Genomic DNA, 16,537 nt, shown 5'->3' with positions numbered 1-16,537 from the left:
ATCTCCGACTGCGGCCGCGCCGCCCATGAGGGTTCCGATAGGGGTGTCCGGCCGCCGCGAGCGCGAGGGGAAACCGGACGACAGGAGCCGCCTCCGGGGCGCTCGCGGCGGGCACGCCGAGTGACAAACCTTAACCGCGGACGGGACCCAGCGTGTATAAATGGTTCCACCTGCTGACGCCGGCGAAACCGCCGGCACGGCCCGCGCGGGCCCCGTCGTCTATCGGCTCGCGTCCGGGTGTACGTTCGAGGACGTCGAGGAGGAGGCGCTGTACCACGCGACCGTCAACGGCGTCGTGGAGTACGGCGTCTTCGTCGACCTCTCGGACCACGTCTCGGGGCTCGTCCACGACTCCGTGCTCGACGGCGACTACGAGGTCGGCGACGAGTTCGTCGTCGAACTCGCCGAGATACGCGAGAACGGCGACCTCTCCTTCCACGAGGCCGCGCCGAGCGAGTTCACCACCGTCGAGGTGAGCCACGGCGACGAGGCCGGCGTCTCCGAACTCGCCGGCAAGGTCGGCCACGTCGTCCACGTCGAGGGCGAGGTCGTCCAGATAAAACAGACCGGCGGCCCGACCCTGTTCCAGGTGCGCGACGGCACCGGCATCGTCCCCTGTGCCGCCTTCGAGGAGGCAGGCGTGCGCGCCTACCCCGAGGTGGAGATGGACGACGTCGTCCGCGTCACGGGCACCGTCGAGAGCCGCGAGGGCGCGCTCCAGGTCGAGGTGGACGACCTCGCCCGACTGCGCGGCGAGGCGGCCGACGAGGTGCGCGACCGTCTCGCGGACCAGGTCGCGGAGACCGCCGCCCCGGCCGAGGTCGACCCGCTCGTCGAGTGGGACGCCTTCGAGCCGGTTCGCGAGGAGCTCCGCGGCGTCGCCGAGCGGCTCCGGCGCGCCGTGCTGGAGAACCGTCCGATACGGGTGCGCCACCACGCCGACGGCGACGGGATGTGCGCCTCGGTCCCCGTCCAGCTCGCGCTCGAACGGTTCATCGAGTCCGTCCACGAGGACGCACAGGCGCCGCGCCACCTCCTCAAGCGGCTCCCGGCGAAGGCCCCGTTCTACGAGATGGAGGACGTGACCCGCGACCTCAACTTCGCGCTGGAGGACCGCGAGCGCCACGGCCAGAAGCTCCCGCTCCTGCTCATGCTCGACAACGGCTCCACCGAGGAGGACACGCCGGCGTACCGCGCGCTGGCGGAGTACGACATCCCGGTCGTCGTCGTCGACCACCACCACCCGGACCCGGACGCCGTCGAGCCGCTCGTCGACGCCCACGTCAACCCCTACCTCCACGGCGAGGACTACCGCATCACGACCGGGATGATGTGCGTCGAACTCGCGCGCATGATCGCGCCGGAGCTGACCGACGACCTGCGCCACGTGCCGGCCGTCGCCGGGCTCTCGGACCGCTCGCGGGCCGACGCGATGGACGACTACGTCGCGCTCGCCGCCGAGGCCGGCTACGAGGAGGACGACCTCCACGACATCGGCGAGGCGCTCGACTACGCGGCCCACTGGCTCCGCTACAGCTCCGGCGACGCCGTCATCGAGGACGTGCTGGACCTCGGCGACGACGAGGAGCGCCACCGCGAGCTGGTCGCGTTCCTCTCGGAGCGCGCCGAGCGTGACGTGGAGCGCCAGCTCGACGACGCGCTCCCGCACATCGAACACGAGACGCTGTCGAACGACGCCCACCTCTACCGAATCGACGTGGACGAACACGCCCACCGCTTCATCTACCCCGCGCCGGGGAAGACGACGGGCGAGCTCCACGACCGGAAGGTCCAGGAGACGGGCGACCCCGTCATCACCATCGGCTACGGGCCGGACTTCGCCGTCCTCCGCTCCGACGGCGTCCGCCTCGACATCCCGCGGATGGTCACGGAACTCACCGAGGAGCTGCCGGGCGCGGGCGTCTCCGGCGGGGGCCACCTCGTCGTCGGCTCCATCAAGTTCGTCCCGGGCGCCCGCGAGGAGGTCCTCGACGCGCTCGTCGCGAAGATGAGCGACGCCGAACTCGACGACGCGCTCCGCTCGACGCTGGTCGAGTAGCGCGGGCGCACTCCCGCCGGGCTTATTGCGGTTCCTCGCGTTGCCTCGTATATATGGGGGACGAGCACGCCGACGGTCCCACGGACCACGAGCGATTCGTCCCGAGAGAGGCGTTGAATTCGATTCCGATGGCCGTCTATCACTTCGACTTCGACGGCCGCCTCGGGTGGTGGAACGCCCGCGTCGCGGAGGTCACCGGCTACTCCGACGAGGAGCTGTCCGGGATGGGTATCGACCGACTGCTGACGGCGGAGGACTCGGCGGCCGTCCGCGAGACGCTCGACGGCGCCGGCCCGGGCCACAGCTGGAGCGTCGACCTGCCGGTCGTGACGAAAGACGGCGAAGCCCTGCCGCACCGGCACGAGGCCGCCGTGGCCACCGACGCGGACGGGAGCTGTATCGGCGTCACGGGCGTCGCACAGCCCCGTTCCGACGGCGGCTCCGGAGAGGTCGAGGGGGCCCGCACCTACCGTCGCGTAATCGAGACGGTCGGCGGCGTCATCGGGGCGCTGGTCGCCGCGGGGACGCAGTCGGAGATCGAGCGCGCCGTCTGTGAGGGGCTCGCCGACTCGGAACTCTACGACGCGGTGTGGATCGGTCGGCTCGACCGCGACGGCGCGGTGGAACCGGTCACCGTCGCCGGCCCCTCGACGAGCGCCGTGGACGGGATGACCGAGGAGTGGCGCGGGACGGACGACGCCCGCCCCGCGCTGGAGACCGCCGAGACGGGCGAGGTCCGCGTCGTCCGCGACATCCCCACCTCGTCGCTTCCCGAGCCGATACGCGAGTTCGCGGCGGAGAACGACATCCGCTCCGGTGTGAGCGTTCCCATCGGCCGGGAGGGGGCCGGCGGCGTCCTCGTCGCCTACTCGTCGCGGCCCGACGGCTTCGACGACGTCGAGGTCGGCGCCCTCGAACAGCTCGGGCGCGTCGTCGGCTTCGCGCTCAACGCCGCCCACACCGAGCGGCTCGTCCTCTCCGAGCCGGTCGTCGAACTCGAACTCCGCCTCACGGGCGAGGCGATGCCGTTCACGCGGCTGGCACAGGCGGCCCCGGACGTCACCGGCACGATGGAGTGGATGAACCGCGAGCCGAACGGCGACATCACGCAGTACTATACCGTCCACGGCGCCGACGCCGAGGCCGTGGTCGAACACACGGAGGCGGCCGACCACGTCGAGTCGTGTACCCCGGTCGGCGAGAGCGACTCCGCGCTGTACGAGCTCCGCCTGGCCCGCTCGGCGGCCTCACAGCTGCTCACCGCCGGCGCGGAGGCACGCGAGATAACCATCGAGGACGGCGGCGTCACGGTCGTCGCCACCGCGCCGCGCGACACCGACGTGCGCGCCGTCGTCGAGGGGGTACGGTCCGTGTACCCCGAGACGAAGCTGGTCGCGAAACGCACCCTCGACGGCCCCGGCGACGAGCGCGAGGAACCGACGTGGTCGGGCGACGTCTCGCTCACCGACCGGCAGTTCGGCGCGCTCGAAGCCGCCTTCGACGCCGGCTACTTCGAGTGGCCGCGCGACGCGACCGCCGAGGAGGTGGCCGACGAACTCGACATCTCCGCCGCGACGCTCCACTACCACCTCCGCCGGGCGGAGCGGTCGCTCGTGGAGTCGTTCCTCGAATCGAGACGGGAGTAGTCAGAGGTAGCCGTTCTCGGCCAGCCGCGAGACGCCCTCCTTCAGCCGTTCTTCGCTCGCCGCGTAGGAGAGCCGCGCGTAGCCCGGCGTGCCGAACGCGCTGCCCGGGACGGTCGCCACGTGGGCGTCCTCGATGGCGCCCTCACACCACGCCGCGTCGTCCTCGGCGACGGGGAGCATCATGTAGAACGCGCCGTCGGGACGCGGTACCTCCTTCCCGTGGTCGGCGAACAGGTCGAGCAGCATGTCGCGGCGCTCGTGGAAGGCGTCGCGCATCTCCGTCACGGCGTCGTCGGTGTTGCGCAGCGCCTCGACGCCCGCGTGCTGGACGAAGTTCGTCGCACACGACACCGAGTGGCTGTGTATCTTCGACGCCTCGGCGACGAGGTCGGCCGGCGCGCCGACGTAGCCGAGCCGCCAGCCGGTCATCGAGTACGCCTTCGAGAACCCGTTGAGCGTGACGGTCCGGTCGACCATCCCGTCGAGGCTCCCGAGCGAGGTCGGCGTCCCGTCGGTGTAGGTGATGGACTGGTATATCTCGTCGGAGAGTACGACGGCGTCGTGGTCGACGGCGAGGTCGCGCACGCCTTCGAGCGCCGCGTCGGAGAAGACCGCGCCCGAGGGGTTCGACGGGCTGTTGACGACGACGAGGTCGGTGTCGTCGCTCACGACCTCGGCGAGGTCGTCCAGCGCGGGTTCGAGCCGGAAGTCATGGGGAGAGAGGTCGACGCGGCGGATGTCCGCGCCCGCCAGCTTCGCCATCGCCTCGTAGCTCACCCACGCGGGGTCGAACAGCACGACCTCGCTCCCCTCGTCGAGCAGGGTCATGAACACCTCGAACAGCCCCTGCTTGCCGCCGGGCGTGACGATTATCTCGTCCTCGTCGTAGGCCAGCCCGTCGTCGGCGAACTTCTCGGCGATGGCCGCCTTCAGCTCCGGGATGCCGTTCGACGGGGTGTACCCCGTGTGCCCGGCGTCCATCGCGGCCTTGCCGGCCTCGACGACGTTGTCGGGGGTCGGGAAGTCCGGCTCCCCGACGGAGAGGTCCACGACGTCGGCGCCGTCGGCCTCCAGTTCGGAGGCGAGGTTGGAGATGGCGAGCGTCGCGCTCGGTTCGACACGTCCGACTCTGTCAGCGAATTCCGTGTTCATGCGAGTTCCTCCGCGAGGTCGATTGCGCTCTCGACGGCCTCCGCGCCCTTCGGGATGCGCTCGGCCGCCTCGGCCGCGCTCATGCCGGGACCGGAGACGCCGAACGCGACCGGGGTGTCCCGGTCCAGCGACACGTCGGTCAGGCCGCGGGCGGCCGCGTCCGTGATGACCTGGTCGTGGTCGGTGTCCCCGGTGATGACCGCCCCGAGGACGGCGACGGCGTCGATGTCGTCGCGGCGCGCCAGCCGGTCGGCGGCGAGCGGGGTGTCGTACGCCCCCGGTACCTCCAGCGTCTCGGCGATCTCCGCGCCGCGCTCGGCGGCGGCCTCGCGACCCGCCGCCTCCATCTCGTGGGTGACCGGCCGCTCCTTGTTGAACTGAGCGACGACCAGCCCGAGTGTGACCATACTCGGGGTATCTACGGCGCGTAGAAAGACCTGCCGCTCCGCGCAAGCGACCGGAGTCCGGCTTTTTGTGCCCCCGGCGAGACGACCGCCCATGCACGAGGCGTTCACCGATATCGGCGAGCGGGACTGGGACACGGGTGCGGACGGGACCGTGCGGCTGGCGGTCGTGGGTTGTGGCGGCTTCGCGCGCGGCGTCGTGCTCCCGAGCATCGGCGACTGCGACTACGTCGAGGCGACCGTCGGGGTGAGCGGCAGCGCCGAGAACCGCGAGAAGGTCGCCGACGGCCACGGCCTCGAAACGACGGACTACGACGGCTACGCGGCCGGCGACCTCGCGGACGCGTACGACGCCGTGTACGTGGCGACGCCGAACCGCCTCCACCTCCCGCACGTCGAAACGGCCGCGGAACAGGGGAAGGCGGTCGTCTGCGAGAAACCGCTGGAGGCGACTCCGGAACGAGCCGAGGAAGTGGTCGCGGTCTGCGAGGACGCGGGCGTCCCCCTGATGACGGCCTACCGGATGCAGGCCGACCCGCTGTTCCGCGCGCTGAAGGCGTTCCTCGACGCGGGCGGCGTCGGCGCGGTGGAGAAGTTCGCGGGCGACTTCACCTTCCCCGTGCTGATGGGCTCTCGCGGCCCGGACCAGTGGCGGCTCGACGCGCACCTCGCGGGCGGCGGCGCGCTGATGGACGTGGGCGTGTACCCGCTCAACGCCGCGCGCTACCTGCTCGGCGCCGAACCCGAGGCCGTCTCGGGGCGGACGCGCACGGGCGGCCCGTACGCGGACGTGGACGAACACGTCTCCTTCCGCGTCGCGTTCCCGGACGCGACGGGGAACTTCACGGCCTCCTTCTCGGGCCACCCGAACGCCGACTTCGCGGTGTACGGGAGCGAGGGCGTCGTCCGCCTGTTCGACGCCTTCCAGCCGAACCGGGGCCGCAGGCTCGTCGTCGAGACGGGCGACGGCTCCTACGAGATAACGGGCGCGGGCGGCGGGGAACTGCGCGAGGAGTTCGACTACTTCGCGCACGCCGTCCTGACGGGGAGCGACATCGGCCCGGACGGGGCCGACGGGCTGGCGGACGTGTGGCTCATGGACGCGATATACGCGGACGCGGAGTGAGAGGCGAGGTGACGGCGGGTGCCGGGCGTACCCGCCGTGTGGGCGCGGCGATGGTTGTTGCCGTCACGACGAGAAAAGCGTCGCTTCCGGCGATTGATACTATTCCCCCCTCCCTGATAAAGCTACCACTTCGGGGTCACACGTCGCCCCGCCGGTCCCGCCACGCGGGGAACTCCTCGCGCACCGCGGCGACGCGTTCGGGGTCGGCCTCGGCCGCGACGAGCGCCGGGTCGTCGTCCGACGAGGCGAGCGTCGTTCCCCACGGGTCGTACACCGAGGAGCGCCCGAGCAGTTCCGCGCCCTCGTAGCTCCCCGAGCCGTTGGCCGTCGCGACGTACAGCTGGTTCTCGACGGCGCGCGCTTTCGGCAGGAGCTTCCAGTGTTCGACGCGGGGGTACGGCCACGCGCTCGGCACGCAGACCAGCGTCGCGCCCCGCTCCGCGAGCGCGCGGTACAGTTCCGGGAACCGCAGGTCGTAGCAGGTCGTCATCCCGACCGTGTGGCCGTCGAACTCGGCGACCGCGAGGTCCTCGCCGGGCGTCAGGAGTTCGGTCTCGGCGGAGCCGTAGCCGAACAGGTGGTGTTTGCGGTAGACGGCCAGCCGCTCGCCGGCCCGGTCGAAGAGGACGGAGGTGTTGGCGAGCCCTTCGTCGGCGGGGCCCTCGTCGCTCGCCGCGAGGTCCTCCACGATGGACCCGGCTAACACGCCCACGTCGTTCTCGGCGGCCGCTTCCCGGACCCGGGTGAGCGTGGGTCCGTCCAGCGGTTCGGCCGCGCGGTCGTAGCTGTCGAAGGCGAAGTAGCCGACGTTGAATATCTCGGGGAGAACGACGAGGTCCGCGCCCTCCGCGGCGGCGTCCTCGACCGCCGCCACGGCGCGCGCGACGTTGCCCGTCACGTCGGCGTTCTCGACGCGAATCTGCGCACAGACGACGCGGGTCATCGGTCGAGGTCCTCGCGGATGGCCCGCTCGATGTTGTCGAGTTCGTCGTCGAGGTTCCGCTTGAAGAAGCGTTCGAGGCCGGGGACCTTCCCCTCGACGACGAAGCGGTTGTGGAGCCGCGACCCGGTCTCCGTGGCTTCGAGTTCGTGTTCGCCCTGGACGCGCATCACGCTCGCGTTCCCGACGAACCGGACGTACTCGTTCTCGCGGCGCTCGACGTCCTCCGTCTCGATGGGGATGGTGCGGTTGATGACGGGGATGGGGAGCTTCACGTGCCACGTCGCGGTGTACTCGCCGGTGGTTTCGAACTCCGAGACGACGCTGATGGGGCTCGCCCGCTTCTCCGGGTCGGCGATGAAGTCCCAGACGTCCTCGGGGGGTGCGTCGAACTCGAACGTCCGCTCGACCCGTACGGTCATAACGGACCGAGTCGCGGCGAGGGCAAAAAACCGACTACTCCGGCGTGACGCGCCACGTCGTCGAGCGGGCGCGCCCCCACTTCTCGATGTCGACGTCCTCGGACTCCTCGGCGAGGCGGGGCAGGCGCGCGCCGACCTGTTTCGCGGTCATGCCGAGGGCGTCGGCGACGTGTTTCGCACGGAAGTACCGGTCACCAACCGCGGCGCGCTCGCGGAGGTGATCGAGGATGCGTTCGTTCGTGTCGTCGGGCATACCCCCGTATAGTGTGTCCTCGGTCTTAAGCTTGCGCCGTCACTCGTAGAGGTGCAGCGCCGCGACGACCAACGTCGCGCCCAGCATCGCGGCCGCGAAGCCGTAGCCCGAGAGGACGAGCTGGTCGCCCAGCGCCGCGACGAGCATCACGACCGCGCCGACGAGGCCGACGACGCCGAACAGCATGCTGAACCCCATCCGGCGGTCCGAACCCTGTGAAGTCTCCATACCCACGCTTCCGACGACTGCCACTTAATCCTCGCGTTCGCGGCCCCCGGCCGAAGCCGTTTTGCCCGCGGCGCTACCCTCCCCGCCAATGGACGTTCGCGCGCTGCTGCTCGGTAGCAAACTGAAGGTCGCGGCGACGGCGTTCGGCCTCCTCGTCGCGAGCGTCGGCGGAGCGTTCGCGCTCGGCGTGGTCGGCGTCCCCGGCGTCGCCGGCGTGAGCAACTCCTTCGGCGACGTGACCGACGAGACGACCGTCGTGAACACCGACCTGCTCGTCACCAACCCCAACCCCATCGGGGTTCGGCTGGGCGGCACCGACATCGACTACACGATCAGGATGAACGACGTCGCCATCGCCGCGGGGAACAAGTCGGGGGTCGGAATCGAGTCGGGCAACACGACGCTGAACTTCTCGACCCGGATGGACAACCGGAAGATACCGGCCTGGTGGGCGAGCCACGTCCGCAACGACGAGACGACGAACGTCACCATCGACGCGAACGTGACCGCGTCGATACTCGGCGGGCGGAACTTCGCCCTCCAGCAGCGCCAGCAGGTGAACACGGACATCATCTCGCAGTTCAACTCGAACGAGACGCGGCCCGTCTCCGGCCCGTCGAACCCCCTCTACGAGAACCCCGTCCTCTACGTCAACGCGACGCGCGCCTCGTGGGGCACCGTCACCGCCGACGAGACGCCCATTGACATGCGCTTCGACGTGTACAACCCACAACTGGAGCCGTACACGCTGACCGAGGTTGGGTACGTCGTGACGATGAACAACGTCACCGTCGGCGAGGGCGTCACCGACGAGCCGTACGTGGTCGAGGGCGGCACGCGGGAGACGATTCGGACCGTGCCCGTCATCCGCAATCAGCGGCTCGACGAGTGGTGGGTGTCGCACCTGGAGAACGGGCAGGTGACCGACCTGCGCATCGACTTCTACGCTCGCGTCGAACTGCCGACGGGGAACTCGCTCCGCATCCCGCTCGACGCGCTGACCTACGAGCGGACCATCGAGACGGACATCTTCGGGACGAAGAACGCGACGAACACGACGGACACCGGCGGGAGCGCGACCCCGACGCCGACCGACGGCGACGGGACCGCCACACCCACCCCGACGGACGACGGCGGCCTCGTCGACACGCCTACCGTCGGCACGGACGAGGACACGGCCACGCCCACGTCGTCCCCCACCGCGACGCCCACGGACGACGGCGGCATCATCTGATACCCCGACAGGGTTTTCACGCCGGCACGGGTACCCACGGCTACATGCACCGGAGTCCCGACGCTCCTGGTCGCGTTCTCCTCTGAGGAGCCGACCGCACGGAGCGAGGCCGGCCGTATCGTCCTGTGTATCGACGGCGACGAGCACCGCCTGTCGCGCGCCGACGCCGAGCGGTTGGCGGCGGCCGTCGACGACGCCATGACCGACCGCCGCGAGTTCCTGCGGACGACCGGCGAACACCGCGCGGACGGCAGCTACGTCGTCGCGCGCCGCGGGGCCGACTCGGCGGGCAACCGCAAGGTGTTCGACTCCTTCGCGCGCGCCGAGCGGCTGTTCGCGCGCCTGCCCGACCGCTTCGGCGCCGAGGATGCGGCCCGGACCGGCATCACCGGGTCCCGCCGACACATGCTGGTGCGCCACTTCGCGGAGCACCCCGCGTTCGACTGCCGGCTGGCGTCGCGGAGCCCGCTGGTCGCGGAGAAAACCCCGGGCGGGGAGCCGCGCGCGGAGGCCGTGGCGGACGACTGACCGGCGCGGCAGGCAACCGTTATGTAGCGGCCCCCGTACCCGTAGGACAACGAATGCGTCAGTACCTCGACCTCGTCGCGGACGTGCTCGCCGACGGCGGCTACAAGCCGAACCGGACCGGCGTGGACACGGTGTCGGGCTTCTCGCGCCACTACACCGTCGACCTCGCCGACGGCTTCCCGCTTCTCACGACGAAGAAGCTCTCCGGCTTCCGCTGGAACAGCCTCATCCACGAACTGCTGTGGTACCTCTCCGGGGAGGAGCACGTCCGGAGCCTCAGCGAGGAGACGGGGATATGGGACGCGTGGGCTGACGACGAGGGGCGGCTCGACACCGCGTACGGCCGCTTCTGGCGACGGTACCCGGTCCCCGACGACGAGGCCCGGCTCCCCGGCGAGTCGTGGCCCGACGACGACCACCGGTGGCGCAACGACGACGGTACCTTCGACCAGCTCGCTTACGCGGTCGACCAGCTGAACGAGAACCCCCACTCCCGACGCATCGTCGTGAACGCGTGGCACCCCGCGAACGCCGCCGTCTCGACCCTGCCGCCGTGTCACTACACCTTCGTCTTCAACGTCCGCGACGGCCGGCTGCACACCCACCTCACCCAGCGGTCGGGCGACATCGCGCTCGGCGTCCCGTTCAACATCGCGGCGTACTCGCTTCTGACCCACGCCGTCGCCAACCGCACGGGCCTCAACGTGGGCGAGTTCGGCCACACGGTCGTGGACGCGCACGTCTACTGCGGCGCCGGCGAGCGCGGCGCGTGGTACGCCGACAACCTCGACCGGCTCCAGGCACGCCTCGGGGACGTCGGGAACCGCGAGGAGTACCGCGACGTGCGCGAGTGGCTCGAATCGGCGGCTCCGGACGAGGCCGACGACGAGACGGGCTACGACCACGTACCGGGGCTCCTCACCCAGCTGTCGCGCGAACCCCGCGAGCGCCCGACGGTCGAGGTGGCTGACAAGCCGCTCGACGACCTGACCTTCGACGACTTCGAGCTGTCCGGGTACGACCCCGCGCCCGGGCTAGCGTTCTCCGTGGCGGAATGAGCCGGGAGCCGGAGGTCGTGCTCGTCGCCGCCGTCGCCGCGAACGGCGTCATCGGCCGCGACGGCACGATGCCGTGGCACTACCCGGAGGACCTGAAGCACTTCAAACAGCTCACGACGGGCCACCCGGTCGTGATGGGCCGGCGGACCTACGAGTCCATCGTCGCCCGCATCGACGGGCCGCTCCCCGACCGCACGAACGTCGTCCTGTCGCGCTCGGCCCTCGACCTGCCCGAGGGCGCGGTCCACGCGGGCGGCACCGACGAGGCGCTCGCGCTCGCGGCCGAGCGCGACGACGTGGTGTACGTCGTCGGGGGCGAGACGGTGTACGAGGCGTTCATGTCGCGCGCGGACCGGCTGGTCCTGACGGAACTCGACGACGCGTACGAGGGGGACACGTACTTCCCCGAACTCGGGCCGGAGTGGACCGAGACGGCCCGCGAGGCGCGCGAGGGGCTCGCGTTCGTCACCTACGAGCGCTAGAGCTCGTCGACGAGCGCCGCCCCGACGACCCCGCCGAGCGCGCCGCCGCCGACGAGGTAGCCGGCCGAGAGGACCACGACGACGAACAGGAGGACGGCGCCGAGACCGGCGACTTCGAGCGGGAGGAAGCCGAGGCCGAGGAACGCGCCGACGGTGAACAGGATTCCCAACACCGGGAGCAGCGCGAGCAGGCCGGTGAGCGTGCCCACCCGCGCGCCGGCCCGGTAGTCGTCCGGCCGGCAGTCGAGATAGCCCGCGACGGCCCCGCCGAGGACGATGCCGAAGGGGAGGAACGCGAGCACGACCGAGGCGACGGCGCCGATGCCGGCGTTCAGGAGGGTATCGCCTTTGCCCATGGAGGGACTTCGCCGCCCCGGCACAAACGTCTTGTCGCCGGGCGACCGATACGCGTTCCGCGTGTCTTTATACGTAGCCGGGCGTTGGGGGAGTAGATGACGCGGCCCGTTCTCGCCGTCGTGTGTACGCTGCTGCTCGCGACTGCGGGCCTCGGTGCCGGCGCGGCACCGGGAGCAGCCGCGGCGCCGCCGGCCGAACTCACCCAACAGGACTTCGACCGCACGCAGTTCGGCATCACGGTGTACGCGAACGGGTCCGCGCGCTGGACGTTCACCTTCCGGCGCACGCTGGAGAACGCCTCCGAGGAGGAGGCCTTCCGGGACTACGCCGCGGAGTTCGAGACGAACGAGACGCAGTTGTACACCGGCTTCGTGGCCGACGCCGAGGCGCTGACCGCCGAGGGGACGAACGTCACCGGACGGGAGATGGCCGCGACCGCGTTCCGGCGGAGCGCCGAGGTGGACGAGGGCGTCTCCAGCACCGACGCGCCGGAGGGTATCGTGCGGATGTCGTTCCGGTGGACGAACTTCGCGCGCGTCGATGGCGACCGCGTGGTCGTGGGCGACGTGTTCGAGGGCGGCCTCTACATCGGCGCCAGCCAGTCGCTCGTGGTCCGGCCCGGCCCGGCGCTCGACTTCCGGAGCGTCGCCCCCCCGCCCGACTCGCAGGGCGACCCGGCTTCGCTCGCCGACAGCGACTCGGTGACGTGGCAGGGCGAGCGCTCCTTCGCGGACGAGCGGCCGCGGGCGGTGTTCGGCCCGCCGGTCACCGACACCACCGACGGGGGCGACACGGGCCCGACAGCCACGGCGACCGACGGGAGCGACACGCCCACCGACGACGCCCCGGGTGGCGGGTTCGGAGCGCTCCCGCTCGTCGCGCTCGCCGTCGTCCTCCTCGTCGGCCTCGCCGGCGGCTACGCCTACCGCTCGGGCGCGCTCGGGGACGACGACGGCTCGGCGACAGCGAGCGCTGACGACGCGGGCGGGGCCGGCGGCGCGGCGGTCGCGGCCGAACCCGAAATCAGCGACGAGGAGCTGATGAGCGACGAGGACCGCGTCGTCGCCATGCTGGAGGAGCGCGGCGGTCGCATGAAACAGGTGAACATCGTCGAGGAGACCGGCTGGTCGAAGTCGAAGGTCTCGATGCTCCTCTCCGATATGGAGGAGGAGGGAACCCTCTCGAAGCTCCGGGTCGGCCGGGAGAACATCGTCTCGCTCGCGGGCCACGAACCCGACGCCGCCGGCTCCCCGTTCGACGACGAGGAGTGAGAAACCGGGCCACGGCAGGCCCGAAACGCAACGGTTATACTATCCACCGCGCTACCGGATAATGCGTCGAACGACGTGCTCTGGTGGTGTAGTCCGGCCAATCATATCACCCTCTCACGGTGATGACCAGGGTTCAAATCCCTGCCGGAGCATCCTTTCGCGAACTACACAGCGAGCGACCGCCCCGCGTGTCGCTCGCCCGTTCGCGCGGACGCGCGATTTCGAAGGAGGCCGAACGCGCACAGCGGAGCGAGCACGTTCGAACGTGGTTCAAATCCCTGCCGGAGCATTCTGCGACGAACTACACGGCGAGTACCAACCTTCTCGTAGCCGCGCCGCCACCTCCCCCCGATGACCGACCCTCACGCGCTCGCGCGCCGGTGTCTCGACGCGGGAATCGACGCCGCGCGCCCGGAGCGCGTGGTCGCGGGCGCCGTCTCGCTCGACGGGGACGCGCTCCGCGTCGCGGGCGCGACGTACGACCTCGCCGACTACGACCGCGTCCTCGTCGTCGGGGGCGGCAACGCCGCCGGGCGTGTCGCCGTCGCGCTCGAGACCGCTCTCGGGGACCGCATCGACGGGGGCCTCGTCGTCACCGACCAGCCCGCGGACACCGACCGCGTCGAGTGCGTCGCGGGGAGTCACCCGCGCCCGAACGCGGCGGCGGTCGAGGGAACGCGCCGGGTCCGTGACCTGCTCCGCGACGCCGACGACCGCACGCTCGTCCTCGCCGTCGTGACCGGCGGCGGGAGCGCGCTGTTGCCGGCGCCCGCGGGGAACGTGACGCTCGCGGCCCTGCGCGCGACGACGGACGAACTGCTCGCGAGCGGCGCGACCATCGCGGAGGCGAACGCGGTACGCAAACACCTCTCGGCGTCGAAGGGCGGGCGCCTCGCCGTCGCCGCGGCGCCCGCGCGAACCGTCGTCCTCGCGCTCTCGGACGTGGTCGGCGACGACCTCGGGACCGTCGCGAGCGGGCCGTTCGCGCCCGACGGGACGACCTACGGGGACGCGCTCGCCGTCGCGGAGCGGTATGGCCTCGACCTGCCGGAGGAGGTCCGTGAACGGCTCGACGCCGGCGCGCGCGGCGAGGTCGGGGAGACGCCGGTCGCCGACCACTCGGCCTTCGAGCGCGTGACGAGCCACGTGCTCGCGAACGCTCACACCGCGGCGCGGGCGGCGATGGCCGAGGCGCGCGAAGCCGGCCACGCACCCCTATTACTCTCGACGCGCGTCCGAGGGGAGGCCCGCGAAGCCGCGAAGACACACGTCGCCGTCGCCGAGGAGATACGGGCCACGGCGAACCCCGTTGCGCCACCGGCGGTCGTCGTTTCGGGGGGCGAGACGACCGTTCGTCTGGGACGCTCGGGCGACTCGGGCGGCGTCGGCGGGCCGAACACGGAGTTCGCGCTGAGCGCCGCGCTCGAACTCTCGGAGCCGGGCATCGTCGTTGGGGCCGCCGACACCGACGGGGTGGACGGGAACGCGGAGGCCGCGGGCGCGGTCGTTGACGAGGGAACGGTACACGACCGCCGCGCGGCCGAGCGGGCGCTCGACGGTCACGACGCGGCGACGTATCTCGGGGAGCGCGGGGCGCTCGTGGGGACGGGCCCGACCGGGACGAACGTGAACGACCTCCGGGTGCTCGTCGTCAGCGGTCGCGGTTCCGGGTGACGCTGCGTGCGCCGACGCGCGCGCCGGCCGCGATGCCCCTGTTCGTGGGGCGGCGGAAGGTGCGCGCGAGCACGAGCGCGGCGAACGCGACGACGACGCCGAAGCCGGCGGCCGCGTAGGGCGCGCCGAAGACGTACATCGCCGTCGCGGCGAGCCCCCCGACGCCGATGCCGAGCGCGAGCGCGAGCCGGGCCGCGAACAGCCGGAACGGCTTCGGGTCGTCCGCGTACAGGGTGTTCACGAGCGTCCCGCCGCGCAGCGCCGTGTCGGCCACGTCGTCCGCGAGGACGGGCACGGCGAGCAGCCCCCGGACCGTGGCGCGCGCCTGTCCCTCTATCTCCTCGCGGGCGAGACCCGACACCTCCTCGCCGGAGCGCTCGCGCACGAGGTCGGTGACCGTCGTGATGAAGTCGAAGTCGTCGTCGAGCGTGCGGGTGACGCCCTCGAGCACCGTCGAGACGCGGACGATGAGCGCGAGGTCCTGCGGCAGGCGGAACGGGAAGTCCGACACGTCGCCGACGGCGGCCTGGAACTCCCGGACGTACTGCTGTATCTCGTCGTTGTCGAACGTCTGTCCCCGGAGCTGTTCGATGACGAGCCCGAACACCTCGCGGATGAGGTCGCGGTCGGCGTCGGGGTCGAGCGCGCCCATCTCGACGAACGCGTCGATGACGCGGTCGATGTCGTCGCGCGCCAGCCCGACGTAGAAGTCGAGTATCTGGTCGCGCCGCTGCTCGGAGAGCCGCCCGACGACGCCGAAGTCGTAGAACACGATGCTCCCGTCGTCGAGCACCGAGAGGTTCCCGGGGTGCGGGTCGGCGTGGAATACCCCGTCCTCGACGATCATCCGGAAGTACGCCTCCGCGAGCCGCTCGACCAGCTCCGAGGGGTCGATGCCCGCCGATTCGAGCGCGTCCACGTCGGTTATCTTCGTCCCCTCGACGTACTCCATCGTGAGGACGCGTTCGGTGGACCGCTCCGCGACGACGGGCGGCACCACGACCCGGGGCTCGTCGGCGAAGTTGTCGCGCACCTCGTTCAGGCGCGCGGCCTCGTCGGCGTAGTTCATCTCGCCGCGGATGGTCGTCGCGAACTCGTCGGCGAGGTTCTCCATCGTGAACGCCTGTCCCGGCGGGGCGAACCGCAACACGAGCGGGAGCAGCGTCTCCACGACGACGAGGTCGGCCTCGACGCGCTCGCGGATGTTCGGCCGGAGCACCTTCACGGCGACCTTCTCGCCGTCGTGGCGGGCGATGTACACCTGCCCGAGCGACGCGCCGCTGATGGGCGTGCGGTCGAAGTCGTCGAAGTACTCGTCCACGGGGCCGAGTTCGGCCTCGACGACCGGCTCGATGAGCGACCAGTCGGCGGCCGGCACCTCGTCCTGGAGCGACGACAGCTCCTCGATGTAGGCCGGGGGGAGCACGTCGGGCCGCGTCGAGAGTATCTGTCCGACCTTGATGAACGTCGGCCCGAGGTCGAGCAGGACCGAGAGGAGGTACGCGGCGCGGCGGCGGCGGTCCTCGACGTCGACCTCGCGGCGACCGCCGAACAGGAGGAAGCGCCGGCGGTCGCGGGCGTAGGCGACGGCGAGCGGGAGGAACGCGCGGACGACCGCGACGAACCGGCGGAGGGTCGTCCGGGTGTTCGGCTCGACCGCCTCCTCGCGCTCGCGTCGTGACACGCTCGGGTTACGGGGGGAC

The 16,537-nt window shown here is 71.3% G+C and carries 17 protein-coding genes and 1 tRNA gene; 10 read left to right on the top strand and 8 right to left on the bottom strand.

Translation table 11 applies throughout. The annotated features are described in order from the left end of the window. Nucleotides 1-160 precede the first annotated feature (160 nt). Together P2T37_RS12620 and P2T37_RS12615 are read left to right on the top strand one after the other, a co-directional pair. Entirely contained in the window at nt 161-2,059 is a 1,899-nt protein-coding gene (locus P2T37_RS12620; RefSeq protein ID WP_276234308.1) for a Hef-associated nuclease, read from the top strand. A 53-nt stretch (nt 2,060-2,112) separates the two neighbouring features. Next, entirely contained in the window at nt 2,113-3,705 is a 1,593-nt protein-coding gene (locus P2T37_RS12615) for a bacterio-opsin activator domain-containing protein (RefSeq protein ID WP_276234307.1), read from the top strand. On the opposite strand, the gene P2T37_RS12610 is transcribed toward P2T37_RS12615, so the two are convergent. Beyond that, nucleotides 3,706-4,857 (bottom strand): pyridoxal phosphate-dependent aminotransferase, encoded by a 1,152-nt coding sequence (locus P2T37_RS12610; RefSeq protein WP_276234306.1) that lies wholly within the window; start codon nt 4,855-4,857, stop codon nt 3,706-3,708. Continuing rightward, nucleotides 4,854-5,264 (bottom strand): 6,7-dimethyl-8-ribityllumazine synthase, encoded by a 411-nt coding sequence (ribH, locus tag P2T37_RS12605; protein ID WP_276234305.1) that lies wholly within the window; start codon nt 5,262-5,264, stop codon nt 4,854-4,856. The genes P2T37_RS12610 and ribH overlap by 4 nt, the downstream gene beginning before the upstream one ends. Before the next feature lie 91 nt (nt 5,265-5,355). Between ribH and P2T37_RS12600 the strand changes: the two genes are divergently transcribed. Continuing rightward, on the top strand, nt 5,356-6,387 hold the full coding sequence (locus P2T37_RS12600; RefSeq protein ID WP_276234304.1) for a Gfo/Idh/MocA family protein: 1,032 nt from the start codon (nt 5,356-5,358) through the stop codon (nt 6,385-6,387). Nucleotides 6,388-6,523: 136 nt separating this feature from the next. Here P2T37_RS12600 and P2T37_RS12595 read toward each other — a convergent pair whose 3' ends face one another. Genes P2T37_RS12595 through P2T37_RS12580 form a run of 4 tightly spaced genes read right to left on the bottom strand, consistent with a single transcriptional unit; the run spans nt 6,524 to nt 8,230 of the window. Then, the gene (locus tag P2T37_RS12595) at nt 6,524-7,330 is read right to left on the bottom strand and encodes a nitrilase-related carbon-nitrogen hydrolase (RefSeq protein WP_276234303.1); all 807 of its coding nucleotides are present in this window, start codon (nt 7,328-7,330) and stop codon (nt 6,524-6,526) included. Next, nucleotides 7,327-7,749 (bottom strand): SRPBCC family protein, encoded by a 423-nt coding sequence (locus P2T37_RS12590; protein ID WP_276234302.1) that lies wholly within the window; start codon nt 7,747-7,749, stop codon nt 7,327-7,329. Before P2T37_RS12590 ends, P2T37_RS12595 begins: the two co-directional genes overlap by 4 nt. 34 nt (nt 7,750-7,783) lie before the next feature. After that, nucleotides 7,784-8,002 (bottom strand): DUF7123 family protein, encoded by a 219-nt coding sequence (locus P2T37_RS12585; RefSeq protein WP_276234301.1) that lies wholly within the window; start codon nt 8,000-8,002, stop codon nt 7,784-7,786. 39 nt (nt 8,003-8,041) lie between these two features. After that, nucleotides 8,042-8,230, bottom strand: a complete 189-nt coding sequence (locus tag P2T37_RS12580) for a DUF7525 family protein (protein ID WP_276234300.1) — start codon at nt 8,228-8,230, stop codon at nt 8,042-8,044. Between the two features lie 88 nt (nt 8,231-8,318). Between P2T37_RS12580 and P2T37_RS12575 the strand changes: the two genes are divergently transcribed. The 4 genes from P2T37_RS12575 (at nt 8,319) to P2T37_RS12560 (ending at nt 11,532) form a co-directional block, all read left to right on the top strand. Then, complete coding sequence (locus P2T37_RS12575) at nt 8,319-9,464, top strand: LEA type 2 family protein (RefSeq protein WP_276234299.1); 1,146 nt, start codon at nt 8,319-8,321, stop codon at nt 9,462-9,464. Between the two features lie 150 nt (nt 9,465-9,614). Then, nucleotides 9,615-9,992, top strand: a complete 378-nt coding sequence (locus P2T37_RS12570) for a DUF7528 family protein (RefSeq protein WP_382211857.1) — start codon at nt 9,615-9,617, stop codon at nt 9,990-9,992. Nucleotides 9,993-10,045: 53 nt separating this feature from the next. Next, nucleotides 10,046-11,050, top strand: a complete 1,005-nt coding sequence (gene thyA, locus P2T37_RS12565) for a thymidylate synthase (RefSeq protein ID WP_276234297.1) — start codon at nt 10,046-10,048, stop codon at nt 11,048-11,050. Continuing rightward, the gene (locus tag P2T37_RS12560) at nt 11,047-11,532 is read left to right on the top strand and encodes a dihydrofolate reductase (RefSeq protein ID WP_276234296.1); all 486 of its coding nucleotides are present in this window, start codon (nt 11,047-11,049) and stop codon (nt 11,530-11,532) included. Before thyA ends, P2T37_RS12560 begins: the two co-directional genes overlap by 4 nt. On the opposite strand, the gene P2T37_RS12555 is transcribed toward P2T37_RS12560, so the two are convergent. Continuing rightward, entirely contained in the window at nt 11,529-11,888 is a 360-nt protein-coding gene (locus tag P2T37_RS12555) for a DUF5518 domain-containing protein (RefSeq protein WP_276234295.1), read from the bottom strand. The genes P2T37_RS12560 and P2T37_RS12555 overlap by 4 nt on opposite strands. A 96-nt stretch (nt 11,889-11,984) precedes the next feature. Between P2T37_RS12555 and P2T37_RS12550 the strand changes: the two genes are divergently transcribed. The 3 genes from P2T37_RS12550 to P2T37_RS12540 all read left to right on the top strand — a co-directional run bounded on the left by P2T37_RS12550 (nt 11,985) and on the right by P2T37_RS12540 (nt 14,834). After that, entirely contained in the window at nt 11,985-13,160 is a 1,176-nt protein-coding gene (locus P2T37_RS12550) for a helix-turn-helix transcriptional regulator (RefSeq protein ID WP_276234294.1), read from the top strand. A 77-nt stretch (nt 13,161-13,237) separates the two neighbouring features. Beyond that, a tRNA-Glu gene (locus P2T37_RS12545) sits at nt 13,238-13,312 on the top strand. A 199-nt stretch (nt 13,313-13,511) separates the two neighbouring features. Further along, nucleotides 13,512-14,834 carry a glycerate kinase type-2 family protein gene (locus P2T37_RS12540; protein ID WP_276234293.1) on the top strand — a complete coding sequence of 441 codons (1,323 nt, stop codon included), beginning with the start codon at nt 13,512-13,514 and terminating at the stop codon, nt 14,832-14,834. Here the strand turns inward: P2T37_RS12540 and P2T37_RS12535 are convergent. Beyond that, nucleotides 14,812-16,518, bottom strand: a complete 1,707-nt coding sequence (locus P2T37_RS12535) for an ABC1 kinase family protein (protein ID WP_276234292.1) — start codon at nt 16,516-16,518, stop codon at nt 14,812-14,814. The genes P2T37_RS12540 and P2T37_RS12535 overlap by 23 nt on opposite strands. Between the last annotated feature and the right edge of the window lie 19 nt (nt 16,519-16,537).

It is taken from the genome of Halosegnis marinus (genome assembly GCF_029338355.1).
Taxonomy (GTDB): Archaea; Halobacteriota; Halobacteria; order Halobacteriales; family Haloarculaceae; genus Halosegnis; species Halosegnis marinus.
Note: the sequence above shows the minus strand (reverse complement) of the source record. Positions and strands in the feature narration are given on the sequence as shown.

Excerpts from the sequence above, each read along its gene's own strand:
- P2T37_RS12555 (WP_276234295.1), bottom strand. The coding sequence starts at position 11,888 with ATGGGCAAAGGCGATACCCTCCTGAACGCCGGCATCGGCGCCGTCGCC.
- P2T37_RS12560 (WP_276234296.1), top strand. The coding sequence starts at position 11,047 with ATGAGCCGGGAGCCGGAGGTCGTGCTCGTCGCCGCCGTCGCCGCGAAC.
- P2T37_RS12610 (WP_276234306.1), bottom strand. The coding sequence starts at position 4,857 with ATGAACACGGAATTCGCTGACAGAGTCGGACGTGTCGAACCGAGCGCG.
- P2T37_RS12615 (WP_276234307.1), top strand. The coding sequence starts at position 2,113 with ATGGGGGACGAGCACGCCGACGGTCCCACGGACCACGAGCGATTCGTC.
- ribH (WP_276234305.1), bottom strand. The coding sequence starts at position 5,264 with ATGGTCACACTCGGGCTGGTCGTCGCTCAGTTCAACAAGGAGCGGCCG.
- P2T37_RS12575 (WP_276234299.1), top strand. The coding sequence starts at position 8,319 with ATGGACGTTCGCGCGCTGCTGCTCGGTAGCAAACTGAAGGTCGCGGCG.
- thyA (WP_276234297.1), top strand. The coding sequence starts at position 10,046 with ATGCGTCAGTACCTCGACCTCGTCGCGGACGTGCTCGCCGACGGCGGC.
- P2T37_RS12600 (WP_276234304.1), top strand. The coding sequence starts at position 5,356 with ATGCACGAGGCGTTCACCGATATCGGCGAGCGGGACTGGGACACGGGT.
- P2T37_RS12590 (WP_276234302.1), bottom strand. The coding sequence starts at position 7,749 with ATGACCGTACGGGTCGAGCGGACGTTCGAGTTCGACGCACCCCCCGAG.
- P2T37_RS12540 (WP_276234293.1), top strand. The coding sequence starts at position 13,512 with ATGACCGACCCTCACGCGCTCGCGCGCCGGTGTCTCGACGCGGGAATC.
- P2T37_RS12550 (WP_276234294.1), top strand. The coding sequence starts at position 11,985 with ATGACGCGGCCCGTTCTCGCCGTCGTGTGTACGCTGCTGCTCGCGACT.
- P2T37_RS12580 (WP_276234300.1), bottom strand. The coding sequence starts at position 8,230 with ATGGAGACTTCACAGGGTTCGGACCGCCGGATGGGGTTCAGCATGCTG.
- P2T37_RS12595 (WP_276234303.1), bottom strand. The coding sequence starts at position 7,330 with ATGACCCGCGTCGTCTGTGCGCAGATTCGCGTCGAGAACGCCGACGTG.
- P2T37_RS12620 (WP_276234308.1), top strand. The coding sequence starts at position 161 with ATGGTTCCACCTGCTGACGCCGGCGAAACCGCCGGCACGGCCCGCGCG.
- P2T37_RS12585 (WP_276234301.1), bottom strand. The coding sequence starts at position 8,002 with ATGCCCGACGACACGAACGAACGCATCCTCGATCACCTCCGCGAGCGC.